This is a genomic window from Mucilaginibacter sp. OAE612, from assembly GCF_041806395.1.
Taxonomy (GTDB): Bacteria; Bacteroidota; Bacteroidia; order Sphingobacteriales; family Sphingobacteriaceae; genus Mucilaginibacter; species Mucilaginibacter rubeus.
Genome location: NZ_JBGMUW010000001.1, coordinates 3,332,385 through 3,351,981 on the forward strand (window position 1 = coordinate 3,332,385; position 19,597 = coordinate 3,351,981).

13 protein-coding genes and 1 pseudogene are annotated in these 19,597 nt (G+C 43.0%); 7 read left to right on the top strand and 7 right to left on the bottom strand.

Annotated features, from left to right (window positions below):
* Nucleotides 1–14: 14 nt before the first annotated feature.
* Entirely contained in the window at nt 15–386 is a 372-nt protein-coding gene (locus ABID99_RS13780) for a DUF779 domain-containing protein (RefSeq protein ID WP_090524975.1), read from the bottom strand.
* 114 nt (nt 387–500) lie between these two features.
* Nucleotides 501–2,004: pseudogene (locus ABID99_RS13785) on the bottom strand (aldehyde dehydrogenase family protein).
* 154 nt (nt 2,005–2,158) lie between these two features.
* Between ABID99_RS13785 and ABID99_RS13790 the strand changes: the two are divergent.
* Nucleotides 2,159–3,091 carry an AraC family transcriptional regulator gene (locus tag ABID99_RS13790; RefSeq protein ID WP_129568699.1) on the top strand — a complete coding sequence of 311 codons (933 nt, stop codon included), beginning with the start codon at nt 2,159–2,161 and terminating at the stop codon, nt 3,089–3,091.
* A gap of 105 nt (nt 3,092–3,196) precedes the next feature.
* Here the strand turns inward: ABID99_RS13790 and ABID99_RS13795 are convergent, their stop codons facing one another.
* Nucleotides 3,197–3,841, bottom strand: coding sequence for a redoxin domain-containing protein (locus ABID99_RS13795; protein WP_090524969.1), 645 nt, complete (start codon nt 3,839–3,841; stop codon nt 3,197–3,199).
* Nucleotides 3,842–4,355: 514 nt separating this feature from the next.
* Here ABID99_RS13795 and ABID99_RS13800 point away from each other — a divergent pair.
* The 6 genes from ABID99_RS13800 (at nt 4,356) to ABID99_RS13825 (ending at nt 16,045) form a co-directional block, all read left to right on the top strand.
* Nucleotides 4,356–6,011: a murein L,D-transpeptidase gene (locus ABID99_RS13800; protein WP_090526190.1), complete on the top strand. Its 1,656-nt coding sequence runs from the start codon at nt 4,356–4,358 to the stop codon at nt 6,009–6,011.
* A 364-nt stretch (nt 6,012–6,375) separates the two neighbouring features.
* The gene (locus tag ABID99_RS13805; RefSeq protein ID WP_373614057.1) at nt 6,376–6,663 is read left to right on the top strand and encodes a carboxypeptidase-like regulatory domain-containing protein; all 288 of its coding nucleotides are present in this window, start codon (nt 6,376–6,378) and stop codon (nt 6,661–6,663) included.
* Nucleotides 6,638–9,550 carry a SusC/RagA family TonB-linked outer membrane protein gene (locus ABID99_RS13810; RefSeq protein ID WP_373614058.1) on the top strand — a complete coding sequence of 971 codons (2,913 nt, stop codon included), beginning with the start codon at nt 6,638–6,640 and terminating at the stop codon, nt 9,548–9,550. The genes ABID99_RS13805 and ABID99_RS13810 overlap by 26 nt, the downstream gene beginning before the upstream one ends.
* Nucleotides 9,551–9,555: 5 nt before the next feature.
* Entirely contained in the window at nt 9,556–11,181 is a 1,626-nt protein-coding gene (locus ABID99_RS13815; RefSeq protein WP_373614059.1) for a SusD/RagB family nutrient-binding outer membrane lipoprotein, read from the top strand.
* 246 nt (nt 11,182–11,427) lie between these two features.
* Nucleotides 11,428–14,655, top strand: a complete 3,228-nt coding sequence (locus ABID99_RS13820; protein WP_373614061.1) for a VCBS repeat-containing protein — start codon at nt 11,428–11,430, stop codon at nt 14,653–14,655.
* Between the two features lie 52 nt (nt 14,656–14,707).
* Nucleotides 14,708–16,045, top strand: a complete 1,338-nt coding sequence (locus ABID99_RS13825; protein ID WP_373614062.1) for a vanadium-dependent haloperoxidase — start codon at nt 14,708–14,710, stop codon at nt 16,043–16,045.
* Between the two features lie 102 nt (nt 16,046–16,147).
* Here ABID99_RS13825 and ABID99_RS13830 read toward each other — a convergent pair whose 3' ends face one another.
* The 4 genes from ABID99_RS13830 to ABID99_RS13845 all read right to left on the bottom strand — a co-directional run bounded on the left by ABID99_RS13830 (nt 16,148) and on the right by ABID99_RS13845 (nt 19,490).
* A complete protein-coding gene (locus ABID99_RS13830; RefSeq protein ID WP_090524963.1) occupies nt 16,148–16,729 on the bottom strand; it encodes a TMEM175 family protein in 582 nt (193 codons plus the stop codon).
* Between the two features lie 15 nt (nt 16,730–16,744).
* Entirely contained in the window at nt 16,745–17,953 is a 1,209-nt protein-coding gene (locus ABID99_RS13835) for a glycoside hydrolase family 88 protein (RefSeq protein WP_090524961.1), read from the bottom strand.
* Nucleotides 17,954–18,172: 219 nt separating this feature from the next.
* Nucleotides 18,173–18,820, bottom strand: a complete 648-nt coding sequence (locus ABID99_RS13840; RefSeq protein WP_139159920.1) for a LamG domain-containing protein — start codon at nt 18,818–18,820, stop codon at nt 18,173–18,175.
* Between the two features lie 19 nt (nt 18,821–18,839).
* The gene (locus ABID99_RS13845; RefSeq protein WP_373614063.1) at nt 18,840–19,490 is read right to left on the bottom strand and encodes a hypothetical protein; all 651 of its coding nucleotides are present in this window, start codon (nt 19,488–19,490) and stop codon (nt 18,840–18,842) included.
* Between the last annotated feature and the right edge of the window lie 107 nt (nt 19,491–19,597).

Consider the following 19,597-nt stretch of genomic DNA (forward strand, 5'->3'; position numbering starts at 1 on the left):
AGATTTGGAGGAGGCTAATCTATAAAACTCACCGGTTCTAAATCTTTCAACTCGTCTTCGGTAAACAATCTTGAATGGATCATAAACCTAAAACCCGTCGGTATTTCTATTGAAAAACTTGAACCACGGCCTTTGGTAATATCGAGCTGGAGCTGGGTATGCTGCCAGTATTCAAACTGGTCCCTACTCATCCAAAATTCACAGTCATCCACCTCTCCTATTTTCACATCGCTGCCGCCGAGTTTAAACTCGCCCTTTTCAAAGCACATAGGCGATGAGCCATCGCAGCAACCACCGCTTTGATGAAACATCAGGTCGCCAAAGCGGGATTTGAGTTCGGCTATCAGCTTTGAAGCTTCGGGGGTTATGGTTACTCTTTTGATCATGTCTTCAAATTTCGCGCGAAGAAGCAGATAAGTAAAGAAATATTCAAACACATAAAGACTTACGAAGTTTCAGAAACTTCGCAAGTCTGGGGAACGGGGGGATTAAAGCCGGGATTAAAAAAATCCCAGCTTGTTCTTATTATATGAGATCAGCATGTTTTTTGTTTGACGGTAGTGACCAAGCATCATTTTATGATTTTCGCGACCAAAACCTGATTTTTTATAGCCGCCAAACGGCGCATGTGCCGGGTAAGCATGGTAATTATTTACCCAAACCCTGCCGGCCAGTATAGCACGCGGCACCTGGTAAAGCTCGTGCGCATCGCGGGTCCACACACCGGCACCCAACCCGTACAGTGTGTCATTGGCTATCGCGATGGCTTCTTCAGTAGTTTTGAACGTAGTTACACAAGCCACCGGACCAAAGATCTCTTCCTGGAAAATGCGCATTTTGTTATTGCCTTTAAATAACGTAGGCTGGATATAATAGCCGCCTTCCAGCTCACCGTCAAGCTTTTTAACCTCACCGCCGCAAAGTACCTCTGCTCCCTCTTCTTTACCAATTTTCAGGTACGATTGGATTTTTTCGTATTGGTCGTTAGATGCCTGTGCGCCCATCATTGTGGAGCCATCTAAGGGGTTGCCCATAATGATAGCATTAGTGCGTTCTATCACCTTCGACATAAATTTATCGTAGATGTTTTCATGCACCAGGATTCTCGACGGGCAGGTGCAAACCTCTCCCTGGTTAAGGGCAAATAATACGGGCGCCTTCAACAGCTTTGTCAAAAAACTCATCATCGGCATCGGCTACCGATTCAAAAAAGATATTTGGTGATTTCCCACCCAATTCCATCGTAACCGGAATGAGGTTTTCAGATGCGTACTGCATAATTAAGCGGCCTGTTGTGGTTTCGCCCGTAAAAGAAACTTTGGCAACCCTCGGCGATGAAGCCAGCGGCTTACCTGCCTCCGGACCAAAACCTGTAATAATATTTAAAACACCCGGCGGCAAAATATCCTGGATCAATTCCATCAATACCATGATGGATGTCGGGGTTTGTTCGGCCGGTTTTACAACACAGCAATTACCTGCAGCCAGCGCAGGGGCAATTTTCCAGGTAGCCATCAACAGCGGAAAATTCCAGGGGATGATTTGTCCTACCACACCCAACGGCTCATTTAAACAAATACTTACGGTATATTCATCATGCTCGGAAATCCCGCCTTCTTCGGCACGAATTACACCAGCGAAATAACGAAAATGATCAATCACCAGCGGCAAGTCGGCAGCGCGACATTCACGAATGGCTTTTCCGTTATCAATGCATTCTACCGCAGCCAAAAACTCCAGGTTGGCTTCAATAACATCGGCTATTTTATTTAATAGCGATGCCCTGTGCGCTGCTGAAGTTTTGCCCCACGCTGGGAATGCGGCATGAGCGGCGTCCAGAGCCAGTTCAACATCTTCCTTTCCTGATCGTGCAGCTTTGGTGAATACTTTACCGTCGATAGGCGAAACGTTATCAAAATATTCGCCTTTAACCGGCGGGACAAATTTTCCGCCGATAAAATTGTCGTATTTATCCTTGAAGGATGGTTTAGAAACAGCGCTCATAATTTTTATGGTTTTTTGGTAACACTAATGTAGAGCTACCTTGCTGTAGGGCATTTGCATTATGTTCTCAAATGATAGCACAATGGTCGCATTTTTTGCACCCGCTTGTTAATCAGGATAAGTATGCCTAATTTGGTATAAATTATAAACGGCTATGAATAACAAAACCCTGTTATCTCCACTAAGCCTCTCACACGGAAAAGAACTGAATACCCTGGTTGAAAACCGCAGGGCTTATACCATGAACCATTGCGAACTCAACGTTTTTGAAACTTTTGAGCGCAGCGAACTGGTGCCCTTAACTTTTAGCGATTTGGTAATAACAAGCATGCTGCGCGGCAAAAAGGTGATGCATCTGTTTGATAAACCGGGGTTTGATTACCTCCCCGGCGAAACCGTTATAGTACCGCCAAATATTACGATGAAAATTGATTTCCCGGAGGCTACTATCAACCAGCCATCTCAGTGCACAGCTTTGGCTATTAACCACCAGGAAATTACCAATACGCTTGATTTCTTAAATGAGAATTATCCAAGGGAAGATAAGCGGGTTTGGCAGCTGAACTATAACCAGTTCCACTTTTTTAATAATTATGAGCTGGCACAGCTCATTAATAAACTCATCCGCATCAGTACCGGCGATGCGCTGACCAAAGATGTGCTGGCCAACCTCACTTTAAAAGAGTTGCTAATCCGCATTATGCAGATGCAAAACATTAACGAGATCAGCGATAACCTGCATGAGTTATCAAGCAGCAGCCGATTTGCCTATGTACTGGAATACATTAGGGTGCATTTAAGCGATAAGCTTAATATTGATGCATTGAGCCAGATGGCCTTTATGAGCAAAGCCAGCTTTTTCCGGGCATTTAGGCACGAATTGGGGATTTCGCCGGTTGACTATATCATTAAAGAGCGCCTGCAATTAGCCAAGCAGCTCATGAACAATCCGCATAACAGTATCTCTGAAGCCTGTTTTAAAGCCGGGTTCAATAACCTTAACTACTTTAGCCGCGCATTTAAAAAGATAGAGGGCATTACGCCAAGTTATTACAAGGCCAGGCTGCGGGGTGGGCACCTGAATTAACAAACTAATAAAGATATTATTCGGAAGGTAAGAAGCAATCTTATAAGTGCGCTTAGCAAACACTTATAAGATTGCCGTTGTGTAAGACGGTTAACCTCCTGGTGCTTATGCCGATCTGCGGCTATTGCTGATCAATGCTGATTCATAAACAGTGCTGATGATGTCTTCGGCAGAAAAAGTACCCAGGAAATCCCAGTCGATATGGCTGTAGATAACCTGTTTTGATGGTTCAATAATATAGGTGGCCAATAACGGCGCATTTTCGTCGATGCCCGAAAACCTGTCCCACACCGGGTAATCGTCAGAATAAACCCTGAATTGCTGTGCTAATTCTTTATCGGCATCGTGATAAAAATTAAGGGTGAGGCTTTGCTCCCATGCCCATTTTTCAAGCTCTTCGGTGCGCTCATCACTAATAATAAGCAGGTTGCCGCCGCTTGCCTTAACCTCATGCTGCAAATTATTCAGTTGTTTAAGTTGCGCCAGACCTTGCTGCCCCCAATGACGCGAATAAAAAGAAATAACCAGCGGTTTATTTAATAAATTTCTTTGCGAAATAGGCCCATGTGTTTCGCCGCCATTGTAAAATTGCTGCCAGCGGCTATAATCGTTACTTAACTTAAATTCAGGGACCAAATTGCCCGCTTTTACAGGATGTAATGATTTCAGCTTACGAAACTTAAGATCGGGTTCGGCAACAACTTCAAGCAGGTCAAAAAAAGGATATTTATTATTATTTGTGGTTTGCATTTTAAAATAGATTTATGATGTTATGGATAATGTTTTTAGGTAATCGTAGTTAAGTTGTATTGTTCAACAACAACGGCATAATCCATAAATTATCCGGTAACGCATGAGCAAGCCCGGCCGGATGGCGTTGCTTAATTGTTTATTGCGGGATGTATTCATAAAAATATATTAATTGAGGCCAGTAAATTTAAAGGTGCGTAACAGCTTATTTTGTATTGGAGAGAATTTCAACAACAGCAACACATGGGCATGTACAGCCCCCGGTTTTCGGCTGGTGCATATTTGTTGCTGCTGATTAAACTGTTGCCTGTCATCTGTTTTTGAATGTCACACAACAAATATACTATAATATCTATAAACTTAGTAGTGTTTATTTAAAAAATATTCATCCTTTTTTTCAATATCGGGATTTCCTGTGCTCTACGGGTATTTTATATCGGTTAACATTCAGTACCCTTTCCTTTTCCAAAACAAAACCTTGTCATTTACGTTCCGTATAACTAATAAATTAGCTATGCAGAACAGGCTGAAACCACAATATATTATCGTACTTGCTTTAAGTGTTTTAGTCCTCTCCAACTGCAAAAACAACAGCAAAAAACATCACAATTATATAGCTGATTCCCTAAAAAAGAAAATGGTTAAAGAGTGGACAAAAACCATTCCCGGTAACTTTAGTGATCAAACTGAAGTTGTATTTGACAGTACCCGTATCGTCACATTTCTTCAAAAGCACCCCGCTTTGGTCCCCTATGAGCAGGATCTGCGGAGTTTTTACCGTAAGCGTAAATTTGCCTATGCATGGTACGAAAAAGGCACCTTAATTGAACAGGCCGGTAACCTGAACGACAGGCTTATGAACCTGCAAAATGAAGGCATATATAAAGGTATCCCCTATCAAAAAGATTTAGACTCCCTGATATTTGACAATCATTCAAAAACAAGGGTCAAAAAACCTGATATCGGCACCGAGTTAATGCTCACTGCCCAATATTTCGCGTTTTCAAAACTGGCTTTCCGGGGCATGAGCGATTCGGTTAGCCGTTCGGTAAACTGGTTCCTGCCGCGTAAGAAGATAGCATATGATGATTACCTGGATACGCTCTTAAAAAGACCTTCGAAAACCCCTGCTATAAGCGAGCCGGTATACCGTCAGTACGATCTGCTAAAAAGCTTTCTGGCCAAATACCGCCGGCTTGATGCCCATGAGAGCTGGGAACCAATTATTATCAGCAAAAAACTCAAACCCGGCGACTCGTCGGCCGTAGTTGCCCGCATAAAAGCCCGCCTATATAAACTGGAAGATTTTAAAGGCGATACGCTCAACAATAGGTTTGATGACGAGTTTAAAGCAGCCATAACCCAATTCCAGCTCAGGCACGGCCTTAGCGCCGATGGCTTACCCGGCCCCGGAACTATGGCCGAAATGAATGTACCGCTCAAATCACGGATCAAACAGATCATTGTAAACATGGAGCGCTGCCGCTGGCTGCCTGTAAGTTTAACTACCGACTACCTCGCTGTGAATATCCCCGAATTTAAACTACACGTTTACCATGCCGATAGCTTATTATGGAGTTGCAATGTGGTAGTGGGGGAAAAAGTACATCAAACAGTAATATTTTACGGCGAAATGCAGTACGTGGTATTCAGTCCTTACTGGAACCTGCCCGAAAGTATTGTGCGCAATGAAGTGTTGCCGGCCATGAGCAGCAACCCAAATTATCTTAACGAGCATAATATGGTCATTACCGGCCGGGAAAACGGGCTTCCGGTAATTCAGCAAAAACCCGGACCGGCAAACTCTTTGGGGCTGGTAAAATTCCTGTTCCCTAATAGTTACAGTATCTATTTGCACGATACGCCTTCAAGGTCGTTGTTTGGCGAATCCTCACGGGCGTTTAGCCACGGCTGTATCCGCGTTGGCGAACCGGTAAAACTGGCTTCATTTCTTTTAAAGTACGACAGCACCTGGACAACCTCCCGCATTAATAAAGCCATGCATCTTGGTAAAGAACAGCAGGTTACACTCAAACAAAAGATGCCTGTATTTATAGCTTATTTTACCGCCTTTACCGACAGGAATAATCTGCTCAACTTCCGCAAAGATATTTATGACCGCGATGAACAGCTTGCATCTATGATCATGTCAGGCAGCGGGCAATACTAATCCACTTCTTACCAATCTCTTTTTTTCCATACAGCAGTTTAAAATACCGGTAATTAATAATTGCAAAATATTTTTCATGGGTTTGTAGGCAATCGCTGAAATTTAATTGTCCTCACTTTAAATCACTAAAGTGCATCCCTACAAAGGATAGATTTCCTTTAGCACAGTGATCATTAACCAAACTATATGACATTATTAATAAACCCAGGAAAACTGATGCCTATGTAAAAAAAGCTTACTCTCCCCGCTACAGGCGATAATTACCCGGAGGGAATTACTGCCCCGAAAAAGATTTTTGAATGTTTATAACTGCGTTGTGCTTCCAGGGCGCTTCGCTATTAACTCCCTTTAAATTCAATAAAATATGAAATTTTTCAAACACCCGGTGGGTGTACAGAGGCCATGGGTATCAAAATCCCTCAACCTGTGTAAATTTGCCCTTGCAGGTATGGTGCTCTTGAATATGCAGGCTTCGGCTGCTGAAGCGCCAAAAGCAAATGCCAAATCAAACTATAATTTTAACTTAAACTTCGCTAAACTTACCGGTAAGGTTGTTGACGAAAAAGGCGAACCACTCGTAGGCGTAAGCATCAGGATCAAAGGCACCACCACCGGTACCCAAACTGATGCCAACGGTAACTTTTACGCTTGATGTTCAGCCAAACACTGTGTTAACCTTAAGTTACATAGGCTACGCAACTGTAGATGTAGCGGTTGGTGGTAAATCAACTATTACCATTACCCTAAAATCAAACACTAACCTGAATGAGGTAGTTGTAACGGCTTTAGGTATAAAAAAGGAAGAGAAAAAATTAGGTTATGCTGTAACAACAGTAAAAGGCGACCTGCTTGATAAAGCGAAAGAAACCAACGTTGCCTATTCATTAGAAGGCCGAGTTGCAGGTGTGAGCATTAGCGGTGTTAGCGGTGGCCCGGGTTCATCAGCTCGTATTTTATTACGTGGCGTTACCAGCGGCGGCGCGGGCTCTCCATTATTTGTAATTAACGGCGTACCGATGGATAATACCCAACGTGGTTCATCGGGCGAATGGGGCGGTGCCGACTACGGTGACGGTATCAGCAACATAAATCCCGACGATGTTGAAACTATTACCGTGTTGAAAGGCCAGTCGGCATCTGCGCTGTATGGTAGCCGTGCATCAAATGGCGTAATTTTGATCACCACTAAGGGCGGCAAGAAAAATTCGGGCTTCGGTGTTGAATTTAATACCAACTACCAGGCCGATAAAGTTAATAACACAACTGATTTTCAAACCACCTATGGCCAGGGACAACATGGCGTAAAACCTGCCTCCGTTGATGGTGCGCAGCAATCAAGCCGTTTAGCATGGGGTTCAAAACTGGATGGTTCTTCAACTATACAGTTTGATGGCAAATCGTATCCTTACTCCGCAGCAGGTACTAATAACCTGCAAAACTTTTACCGTACAGGTAACACTTATACTAATACCGTATCATTTGATGGTGGCGGCGAGAATGGTGCTTTCCGGTTATCGGTTTCTGATCTGAACGCAGGGTCAATTGTACGCAACAGTAATTTAGGCAGGAAAACATTCAACTTAAACGTAAACCAAAATGTTACACCGAAGTTGAACATAGCTGTGGTTGCCAACTATTTGATCGAAAATTCAAAAAACAGGCCAAGCCTGAGCGACGGTCCGGGTAATCCTAACAACATCTGGTTCCTTGCGCCAAACATCAATCAATCTATCTTAAACCCGGGCATAGCGGCTAATGGCTATGAACAAGTATGGACAGATGACCCTTATGTTACCAACCCTTACTTCGCGGCTAACAACTTTATAAACAATACTGGTCGTAAACGTTTAATTTCGTCATTAACCGCCCGTTACAACTTTACCGACTGGATTTATGCGCAGGCCCGTTTAGGTTATGATAACATTAATGATAGCCGCTTTAAAGTTACCCCTACCGGTACCGCTTATTACACCGGTTTAATGGGTGGTTTGGATGAACAATCAACCGCACAAAGCTTTGAGTTTAATGCCGACGGTTTGGTTGGTGTAAAACACACTATTGTAAAGGATTTACTTGCTTTTGACTTTTCAGCAGGTGCCAACATTCGCAAAAACCAGTACGAATACACAAGCTTAAGCGGTGGTCCATTTACACTGCCTTTCTTCTATAGCTATAGCAACGTAAGTGTTAAAAACCCGGCAAACTACCAATTCAATAAATCGGAAGTTCACTCAGCATATTATACAGCCGATTTTAACATTAAAAGCTTCCTTACGTTAAGCACAACCGGCCGTTACGATGCTTATTCAAAACTGCCGGCTAATAACCTGAGCATCTTTACACCTTCGGTATCAGCAAGCTTTTTGTTTTCCGATCTGTTGAAGCTTCCCACACTTGATTTTGGCAAACTTCGCGTATCATACGCTAAAACCAGTGGTGAGCCCGATAAAGCGTACAGCACATCAGCTTACTATAACTTAGGTAATCAAATCAACGGCACTACTATCGGTAACTACTCGCTGGATCTGTATAACCTTAATTTAAAACCTTACACGCTTGACGAGTTGGAAATTGGTACGGAGTTAAAATTCTTTAACGGTCGTTTAAGTGTTGACGCTGATTACTTTAGCCGTAAAACACACAATGAGCTATTACGCAGCCAACTTGACCCGGCAGCTGGTTTCAACACACGCCTCATAGGCACACAATCATTCCAAAACCGTGGTGTGGAAGTTGAGATTAAAGGTACACCTGTACAAACCTCAACTTTCTCATGGTCGCCGTCAATCAACTTTACTTATGTTAAAAACAAGGTATTAAAAACTGATGATTTCGGTACTACACAAACCTTAGGTACTTACAGGCCATTGAATGCTAACCTTGCCTATGTTGTTGGCTTACCTGGCCCGCAAATTATGGCTAACGATTATAAACGGGATGCCGGTGGCAATATTATTTTTAACTCAGACGGTTATCCTGAAACTACAGCCCGTATCCCAATGGGTTCAACCGTGCCAAAAATTTACGGTGGTTTAAACAACGATTTTAACTACAAACATTTTAACCTGTCATTCCTGGTTGATTACCGTTTTGGTGGCAAAATTCTGTCTGCAACCAATGCTTACAGTATCTTCCGCGGTTTAAACAAAATCACTCTGGACGGACGTGAAGGCGGCGTGGTTGGTAAAGGTGTTACCGAAGCAGGTACTCCAAATACAAAAAGTGTTGACGCTCAGGACTACTACCAAAAAGGTTTATACAATGTTTCAGCACTTAACGTGTTAAACGGCGATTTTATCAAATTACGCCAGGTTACTTTTGGCTATACCTTTACCAGCAGTTTCCTGAATGGATCACCATTCAACGCCATCACGGTTTCTGCAGTAGGTCGTAACCTTTGGACTATCATGAAACATTCTGATAACATCGATCCAGAATCAGGCTTCTCAAACAATATCAATTATGCAGGCATCGAAGGTACCAGCTTACCAGCAACCCGCACATTCGGTATTAATGTTAACTTTAAATTTAGAAAATAACGGAGATGAAAAAGAGACTTATATATAGTGGCCTTTGCCTGGCAGCAACGCTGTTTGCCGGTTGCACCAAAGACTTCACTAAAATAAATACCGACCCTAATGCTACGACCGCCGATCAGTTTAATCCAAACTTTTTGCTGGCCCAGGCACAATTGAATTATTCGCAAACGGGTTACTCGCAGCTGCTGTTTCAAAGTATGTGGACACAGTCATTAGCATCAACATTTAGTTATTACGGCAATGGCGATAAATATCAGCAAAGCGGATCGTTTAACGATTACATAGGCCGCGTTTACAGCGAAGGTTATGGTGCTGAGACCTACGTTGAGGAAATAAAAAATCTTACCAAAGGTAAAACCGGGTATGACAATCTGAACAATATTGCCACCATTATGAAAGTATTGATTGTACAACGTATAACAGATACTTATGGTGATGTGCCTTACTCAGAAGCAGGCCAGGCTAAACAAGGCGTTTTCTTCCCTAAGTTCGATAAACAGCAGGCTATTTATACAGCTATGTTAACCGATCTCGATGCGGCCCTGACTGCTTTGAATCCGGCCAAAGACAAGCCAAGTTCTGATTTGTTTTACAGCGGCGACATTGCCAAGTGGAAAAGGTTTGGTTACTCACTAATGGTACGCGTAGCTATGAGGTTAACTAAAGTTGACCCGGCAACGGCTCAAAAATATGTTGAAAAGGCTGCCGCAGCCGGTACCATGGCCAGTATTGATGACAACGCTAAAGTAAAAACAAATAATGCTAATGGCTATTCAAACGCTATTGTAAACGCGTTGTTAACTGTTGATGATTTCCGCGAGGTACGCTGGTCAAAAACCCTGATTGATTACATGAAATCAAAAAGTGATTCTTTAAGAGTACGCGCGATTGCAGAGATTGCTACAGGCAATGGTAAAAAAGCAAATGAAAATGAAACGGTTGCAGGTGACACCGCCTACGCTAAACAAATTGGTTTACCTAACGGCCTCGACTTAAACGGCGGCGCTACCGATGTAACTACCGATCCGAATTATCCGGGTGCTACTCCTGCTGACCCTGCTGTCGAAAAAGATGCTCCGGCGCCTCTGGGCAAATATTCACGTCCGCGTTTACAGGTTTATTACACAGCAACAAGTACCATTAACCCTGTTGACAAAAGCACTATCAATATGCTTTTAACTTACGGCGAAACAGAATTATTACTCGCCGAAGCGGCAACGAGAGGCTGGAGTGTAGGTGGTAGCGCGGCTACGCACTATGCTAACGCATTAGCTGCCGACATGAAGTCGATAGCGCAGATTAACGCAGCTGCTGCCATAAGCGATGCAGCAGTAGCAGCATACGTTGCAGCCCACCCGCTTGGTGCATCAGCTTTACAGCAAATTAATACTGAATATTGGGTTGAAACCTCAACATTGTTCATGTTTAACGAAAACTGGACCAACTGGAGAAGATCAGGTTTCCCTGTCTTAACCCCAGTTAAATATCCATCTCAGTTTGATACTGAGATCCCGCGTCGTGTAATTTATCCAATTACGCTCCAATCAACAAACCCTAATGGTTTGTCAAGCGGTGTTGCATCATTATCTGGTGGTGATAAATTTTCATCACGTGTATGGTGGGATAAATAATACCCCTATATAATTCACTTTAAAAACAAGGCTATGGCTTCATAGCCTTGTTTTTTGGTTTTTACAACAAAAAGGATTAATCATCCGGTGGCAATTATCAATACAAATAAGTAAATTTAAATCCCCTGCGGCCCGGAAAAATAAAATCTGTTGATAATGTGTTGTTCTTCTCCCCTCGTTAATTTTAAACTTAAAAGGTTAAACACTTTTACATTTTGTACTGTTGCGCTGTTTACATTACAAAGTATGCGCGGTAATGCGCAGCAACCGCTTTTTAAGCTGCTTACCCCCGAAGAAACCAGTGTTAAATTCCGCAATGACCTGGTTGAGGACGAAAAGCTCAACGTGCTCTCCTATGAGTACCTGTACAATGGAGGCGGTGTTGCCGTTGGCGATATCAACAATGACGGCCTCGAAGACCTATTTTTTACCAGCAACCTTGGTCAAAATAAACTGTACCTCAACTTAGGGAACCTGAAATTTAAAGATATTACCCAGCAAGCCGGCAGCGGCCTCGCGGACAGGCCCGGCGACTGGAAAACCGGCGTTACCATGGCCGATGTTAACGGCGACGGTCTCCTGGACATTTATGTGTGTTATTCCGGCCTTGGTGATAACGCCAAACGCCGCAACCAACTTTTCATCAATAAAGGCAACAGCAAATTTGTTGAAATGGCCAAACAATACGGCCTTGATGATCCCGGCTATAGTACCCAGGCTGTATTTTTTGACTATAATAATGATGGCAAGCTGGATATGTTCCTGCTTAACCATAACGTTAAAAAAATCAGCAACCTTGAATTTGCACAGGCCAAAGCCGAAACCGACGAATTGGCCAGCAATAAACTTTTTGAAAACCAGGGTGGTCATTTTGTTGATGTATCCAAAAAAGCGGGCATCATTCAAAATCCCCTCACCTTTGGCCTTGGCGTTGCCATAGCTGATATGAACAAAGATGGATTACAGGATATTTATGTAACCAACGATTACAACGAACCCGACTACCTTTACATAAACAACGGAAACGGCACTTTTACCGAGGATAGTAAAAAGTGCTTCAAACATTTGTCACAATTTTCAATGGGGGTTGATATAGCTGATATCAATAATGACGGCCTTCCTGATATGATGACGCTTGACATGCTGCCTCCTGATAACCGGCGTCAAAAGCTGTTGCAACTACAGGAAAACTACGAATCGTTTGAGCTGATGCTGAACCAGAACCTGTACAAACAATATATGCGCAACATGCTGCAGGTTAATAATGGTGATGGTACTTTCAGCGAAATCGGTCAGCTGGCAGGCGTTTCCAATACTGACTGGAGCTGGTGCCCGCTTATTGCCGATTTTGACAACGACGGCTACAAGGATATCTTCATCTCCAACGGTTACTTCCGCGATTACACCAACAAGGACTTTTTACGGTATTGGGGCGATTATAAACTCAAAAAAGCTATGAACCGCGAACCCTTCCTGCTCATGGACCTGGTTAAAGCTATGCCCTCTACTACACTGTCAAACTATATTTTCCAAAATAATCATAACCTTACCTTCACCGATAAAAAACAAGATTGGGGGATCAATAAAGGTGGCATTTCCAGCGGCTCCGTTTATGCCGACCTTGATAACGACGGCGATCTTGACCTGGTTACCAATAATATCAACAGCGAGGCTTCCATATTACAAAACATGACCATGGAAACCGGCAAAAAGAACTACCTGGCAATAAACCTTAAACAGCCGGAAGGGAATACCAATGCCATAGGCTCAAAAGTATTCGTATATAGCGGCAAACAAGTACAATACCAGGAGGTTAACCCTAACAGGGGGTATCTTTCGTGCGTATCCACAGTTTTAAATTTTGGATTAGGCAATCAGCAGCAGGCAGATTCAGTACGGATCATCTGGCCCGATCAAACATCGCAATTGCTTAGCGACGTTAAAGCAAATCAACGCTTAAACATCACCTATAAAACAGGCAATTCTATGTTTAAAACCGTTAGCAAAAGCAATCAAAAAGCCCTGTTCACGTTAGCTAAACCTGCTATCGATTACACCCATACCGAAAACAGCATCAATGATTTTAAGCGCCAGCCTTTGATGCTGTTCATGAGCTCAAAAACAGGGCCGGTGATAGCCAAAGCTGATGTAAACAAAGATGGTCTTGAGGACCTATTTATTGCCGGTGATCAGAATACACCGAGCAAGATATTTATTCAAAAAGCAGGCGGCAATTATGCCGTTCAGGAGATATCGGACGTTAATAAAGAAAACACATCAGCAGCGGCGTTTTTTGACGCCAATGGCGATGGTTTTCCCGATCTGTACATAGCCAAAGGCGGCTATTCACTATTAGAACCCGGCGCCAATGAGCTGCAGGACAAGCTTTATCTAAACGATGGTAAAGGCAATTTCAGCTTTTCAAGTACCTCCCTCCCGATATTAACCGCCAGTAGTAAATCATGTGTACGCCCTTGTGATTATAACAACGACGGAAAAATTGACCTGTTTATTGGATCAAACGTTACACCGGGTTCTTATCCATCTGCACCAAAAAGCTACCTACTTACCAATACGGGCGGTGGTCATTTTGAAACTACCGATGCACCATTTACAGGCATAGGTATGATCAAAGATGCTCAATGGGCCGACTTGAATGGCGATGGCCGTAAAGACCTGGTAGTATGCGGCGAATTTATGCCTATCATGGTTTTTACTAACACCAAAGCCGGTTTTGTTGATGAAACAGCCAAATACTTTGATCATCCCGTTAGCGGTTTCTGGAACACGCTAACCATTACTGATGTGGATGACGACGGCAAACCGGATATCATAGCAGGGAACCTTGGCGAAAACACGCAGATCCATGCCAGCCAAACAGAGCCCGCCGAAATGTATTTTGCTGATTTTGACGGCAACGGCTCAATCGATCCGTTCTTTAACTTTTATATACAGGGCGTAAGCTACCCTTTTGTAAGTCGGGACGAACTGAACGACCAGATTTACCCCATGCGTAAAAGGTTTGCTTCATACAAAGCTTATTGCGATGCTACTATGAAGGATATTTTTCCACCCGAAGAGCTTGCTAAAGCCACTAAGCTTACAGCTAATGAAGTTGCAACATGCCTGTTCATGAACCGTGGTGGTAAGTTTGTAAAAGGTGGGTTGCCGTTGCAGGCCCAATATTCGTCGGTATCAGAAATCCTCACCGGCGATTTTAATCATGACGGCAAAACAGACCTGCTGCTGCTGGGCAACCATTCAGATAACCGCCTGAAACTGGGGAGCTTTGACGCAAATTATGGCTGCCTGCTTACCGGCGACGGTAAAGGCAATTTCACATACCAAAGCCAACCGGTTGCCGGGCTATCGGTAAACGGTGACGTAAAATCGGCCGCAGAAATAAAAATAAACGGTGCAAATTATGTAATGATAGGTGCATCGGGCCAGGCGCTGCAGTTTTACAAGTACTAAATCTTAAGTACCTATTGACTTAAGGCTTGGCACTGAAACAAAATTAAAACAAATGATCAAACAAATATCCATATTGTTTTTAGCGCTGATAAGCACAGCAGCTTACGCGCAAAAGAGTAAGAAAAACATTCTTCCGTACCTGCATATCGATCAGGCTGTAAATGCTATTTCGACGGTTATGATCCATGATGTTGTAAACCCGCCCGCTGCTTCCCGTTATTATGCCTATATAACCCTGGGGGCTTATAATTTGGTTAGCCTAAACAATAAACAGATAATACCGGTTGGCAATTTTATCAAAAGTTACACACAGGATAACCAGATCAGCATCCCGGCCGATAAGTACGATTATCGCATAGCCGCTATGTATTGTATACTGGAAACAGGAAAGCAGATGCTCCCATCGGGCTTTATGCTGCAGGATGATGAGGATAAGTATGTAGCCCTTCTTAAAGAGAACGGAATCAGCGAAGATGTGGTCAAGCAATCGATAGCCGCTGCCACCGAAATGACGGCTAAGATTATTAAATATTCTAAATCAGATAATTACAATAAGTTGAGCGGCCGGCTTCGGTATTCGCCTATTAAAGGTGGTAAAAACTGGTTCCCTACCCCGCCGATGTATATGGAGGCCGTTGAACCCAACTGGAAAACCATTCGCCCGATGTTTATTGACTCAGCCGATCAGTTTGTGCCGGTTAGGCCCGCAGTTTTCAGCACAGATAGCACCAGCGAGTTTTATAAAGAGGCCTATGCAGTTTACACGGTATCCAAAAACATGTCGGCAGAGCAGATCATGATCGCCAACTTCTGGGATTGCAACCCTTTTGCTGTCACCACATCGGGGCACATGATGATCGGTTTTAAAAAAATCAGTCCGGGCGGGCACTGGATGAATATTGTAGGTATTGCCGTAAAAAAAGCCGGGCTTAGTTTTGATAAATCGATACAAGTAACGACGCTGGTAGCCATGACCGAAATGGATGCGTTTATCAGTTGCTGGGACGAAAAATATCGCAGTAACGGCATCCGCCCCGAAACCTATATTAACAAATACATTGATATTAAATGGGTGCCCATGTTGCAAACCCCGCCATTCCCGGAGTATCCAAGCGGCCATGCCGTGTTGTCAAATTCGTCGGCTGGAGTATTAAGTTATCTGTTGGGTGATAACTTTGCTTACACAGATGATTCGGAAATCCCCTATGGTGTTGGCCCCCGCGATTTCAAATCGTTTAAGCAGGCTGCTGAAGAGGCTTCTTTGTCCCGTTTTTATGGCGGTATTCATTTTAATGATGCCATTGTCAACGGCAACCAGCAGGGGCGCGATGTGGCAGCAGCGGTTATTAAAAAATTAAAAACGGCCGGAATAAACTATTTGGGTAAATAAAGCATAGTTAAAAGTGAACTGCTTTTTAACTATGCGCACCAAGTAAGCGGGGTTACTGCACTTTTTATCATACCGGGATCCCGATCTTAATTCAGGCAACTGTTAAGATTCGAGGAGACGTTCGAAACGTTTATCGGGTATAAACCAACTCCCGGCTACCACTACATAAATTACAACGCTGACAACAGGATTTAGCCAGGTACATAATATAGCAACCGCGTACAGCACCACAGAAATTTTCCCCTTAAAATCATTGCCGAAGGCTTTTGCTATTAACGAGTCTTCACCGTGATGTTTAATGAGCATTAACGCCAGGATGCGATAGGCAATACCATTCATGATGAGCACCACACCATAAAAGAAAACCGGCCATTGGGTGAGGTGGGTCTCTCCCATCCAGCCGGTTACAAAAGGTATCAACGATAGCCAGAATAACAGGTGTAGGTTGGCCCACAATATTTTACCGTTTACAGAGCGTACCGCCTGCAAGGTATGGTGATGATTGTTCCAGTAAATACCTACGTATACAAAACTGAGCAGATAGCTTAAAAAAACCGGGATAAGCGGTTTCAAAGCTTCCAGGCTTTCGCCATGCGGAACCTTCATTTCCAACACCATAATGGTAATAATGATGGCTATTACGCCATCACTAAATGCTTCTAACCTACCTTTGCCTAATGCCATGCAATAAATATAGCGTTATTTAGCAAAAGCTTTATAACGCTCCATGGCCTCAACAAAGTAATAATCGGCATAAGTTAAAGGTACGTCAACTTCGGTACCTGCCGGAAAATGGCCCACGCTGTGTTTCAAAATAAAACCTCCGTTAGTGTTCAAGTCAGCTTTATATGCCGGTGCAGATAAGTTTTTGATAATAGTTTGAGCTGTATTAAAATACTCCTGGCCATCCTTTTTATCAACATAACGGCAAAGTTCAAGCAAGGCCGAGGCCATAACTGATGCTGCAGAAGCATCGCGCAACGCATTGGGGATGTTTGGTGCGTTATAATCCCAGTAAGGTATTTTATCGGCAGGCAAGTTTGGATTGGTCAATATAAAATGCGCTATATTTTTTGCCTGCTCAAGGTATTTTTTGTCTTTAGTTTCGCGGTACATAACTGTATAGCCGTATAGCCCCCAGGATTGTCCCCTTGCCCATGCCGACTCATTAGCAAAGCCCTGTGCGGTTTTCTTTTCTTTTACCGCCCCTGTTTGTTCATCATAGTTAATTACGTGATACGAGCTAAAATCCGGGCGGAAGTGGTTTTTCATAGTGGTATTGGCATGGGTAACCGCTATTTTATAAAAGCTCGAGTCGCCGGTTGCCTTGGTAGCGTAAAACAACAGTTCCAGGTTCATCATATTGTCAATGATCACCAGAAAATCATTAGCCTTTGAATTCCATGAACGGATACAGCCAACCGTTGGGTTAAACCTTGTTGAAAGTGATTTGGCACTATTAATCAGAATTTCTTTATACTCAGGTTTCGGCTCAAGATGGTTTGCTGTACCGAAGCTGCAATACATCATAAAGCCGAGGTCATGCGTCCCTTTATTATATTGTTCTTTTTCGAGGCCTTTCAAGTTTTCATTAGCCTGGTTAAGCAGCTCAGCATCTTTAGTTTGCTGATATAGATTTAGTAATGTGCCTGAATAAAAACCACTGCACCACCAGCTACTGTTGCTTGTTTCAAACTTATCGGTATTAGGGTGATACGTTTTAGGAAATTGCTCAGGCCCAAACTGTTTGGCCATATACTTATATTGTACATCCGCATTAGCAAAGTTTTTTTTGACGGTTGCCAATACATCCTTTTGGGGTTTAAAACTATTTTGCGAAAAAGAATTGAGGCTTAGCGCTAATAAACATGCAGTAATTGTTGATTTGTACAGGTGTTTAAATTTCATAGACTATAAATAACTGGTTAAAGTGCTTATGCAGGGCACATTTCAAGTTATAAAAGTGCAGATTTTGGTTCAATAAAAACAAGCACAGGACAGCCATTTGACTATATATTTCTACTACATCGATGTAGTTAGGGCGATTTTTTGCAATTGAAGCCTTGCGAAGTTTAAAAACCTCGCAAGGCCGGACAGAGAGCGCACAAATCCCGTTAGCATCATTTCTTAATTAAAAGCTGTTACAACAAGATTTTTGTAAGCACCTTTGGGGCAGTTTCCATGCCAATAACCTACCGCACCGCTTTTCAATGACGGATCAAGCGGGGTGTACACCATCGCCGGCTTCGGGGCATTATCCACATAAACCTCCATTTTGCTGCCCCGAACCACCACTTTAACATGAAACCATTTATTTTGCGGAATTATGGCTTTAGCCTGGTATTTTGTTGCCTCATAGTCCCACCAGTTAAACTCGGCCTTTTTTTCGGGCATGTACTGGATAGCGTTAATAGTACCGGATGATCCCGGCCTGAAATAAACTGTTTCATAATGATGGGCATCCCGGATATGAAAAGCCAAACCAACAAAGCCTCCTTTAGGATTTACACAAGCTACATCCATTTCAATAATCCCATCCTTGAAATTTAAACCCGGCTTATACGCTAAACTGGCAGATTTGTAGTCACCGATCTTCCGTTTGATGAGCAACGCCTTTTGCCCCTGGAAAGTGCCGAGCTCATAGCCAAGCGTATCGTTTTTAGGAATGATCCATTGTTTAGGGTATACAACCGAAAGGTTGTATACCTGGTGCTTTTGTTGTGCCCGTGTTTCCACGGCAGCAAACAGCGTTAACATTAAGACTAATTTTTTCATGATGATGGTTGTTTTATACTTATTGAGTAATAACAAGGTTGGCAAAATCGCCCGGCAACCCGGACGACCAAAGGCCAACGAGCCCGCTTTGCCGGTTATTCAGTTTTTTTACAGTAAGCGATGGTTGATGGGAATGGTCAACATACACAACAATATTATCGGCATTAACTACAATGCGCGCATGAAACCAGGCCTCCGCCAGCGGAAAAGGATTTACTGCATTTTCATAAACCAGCGGATGTTCCTTACGGAGTTTATCCCAGGGAAAATCAGGCTCGCTGATGTATTGTACCGTATGTTTGCGGCGAAGCGTATCTGCGGACTGAAAATTAAAAGGGCGGAAATAGATAACATCATTGGTTGTAGTATCAATACCGTGAAAAGCTATGCCTAAAAAGCTTTCCTGAAAAACATCCCTGCCCCGCAAATCAATATCAATGGTGCCTGTTTTAAAATCCACATCCTTAAGCCATAAAATACCATCTAATGTCAGGCCTTGTTTATTGCCGTCGGTAAGTTCTTTAACAGTTTGGCGGGTGTAGGCTTTCACCAGTTTATTTTCCTTCAGCAATTGGTTAATATCATATGTAACTTTCTTTTGCTGACTGTAACAAAAGCCGCTGCCAAGCGTCATGCTTAGTATGGCAAACAATAAAATCTTGTTGTTCATGGGTTTTGATTTTAACTTTAATCAAAACTTGCAAATTGTCATTACAATAAAGCACGGGCGGCATTTCAAGTTAAGTTCAAGTTTGTTCAAAGCGTTTTAGGGATTTT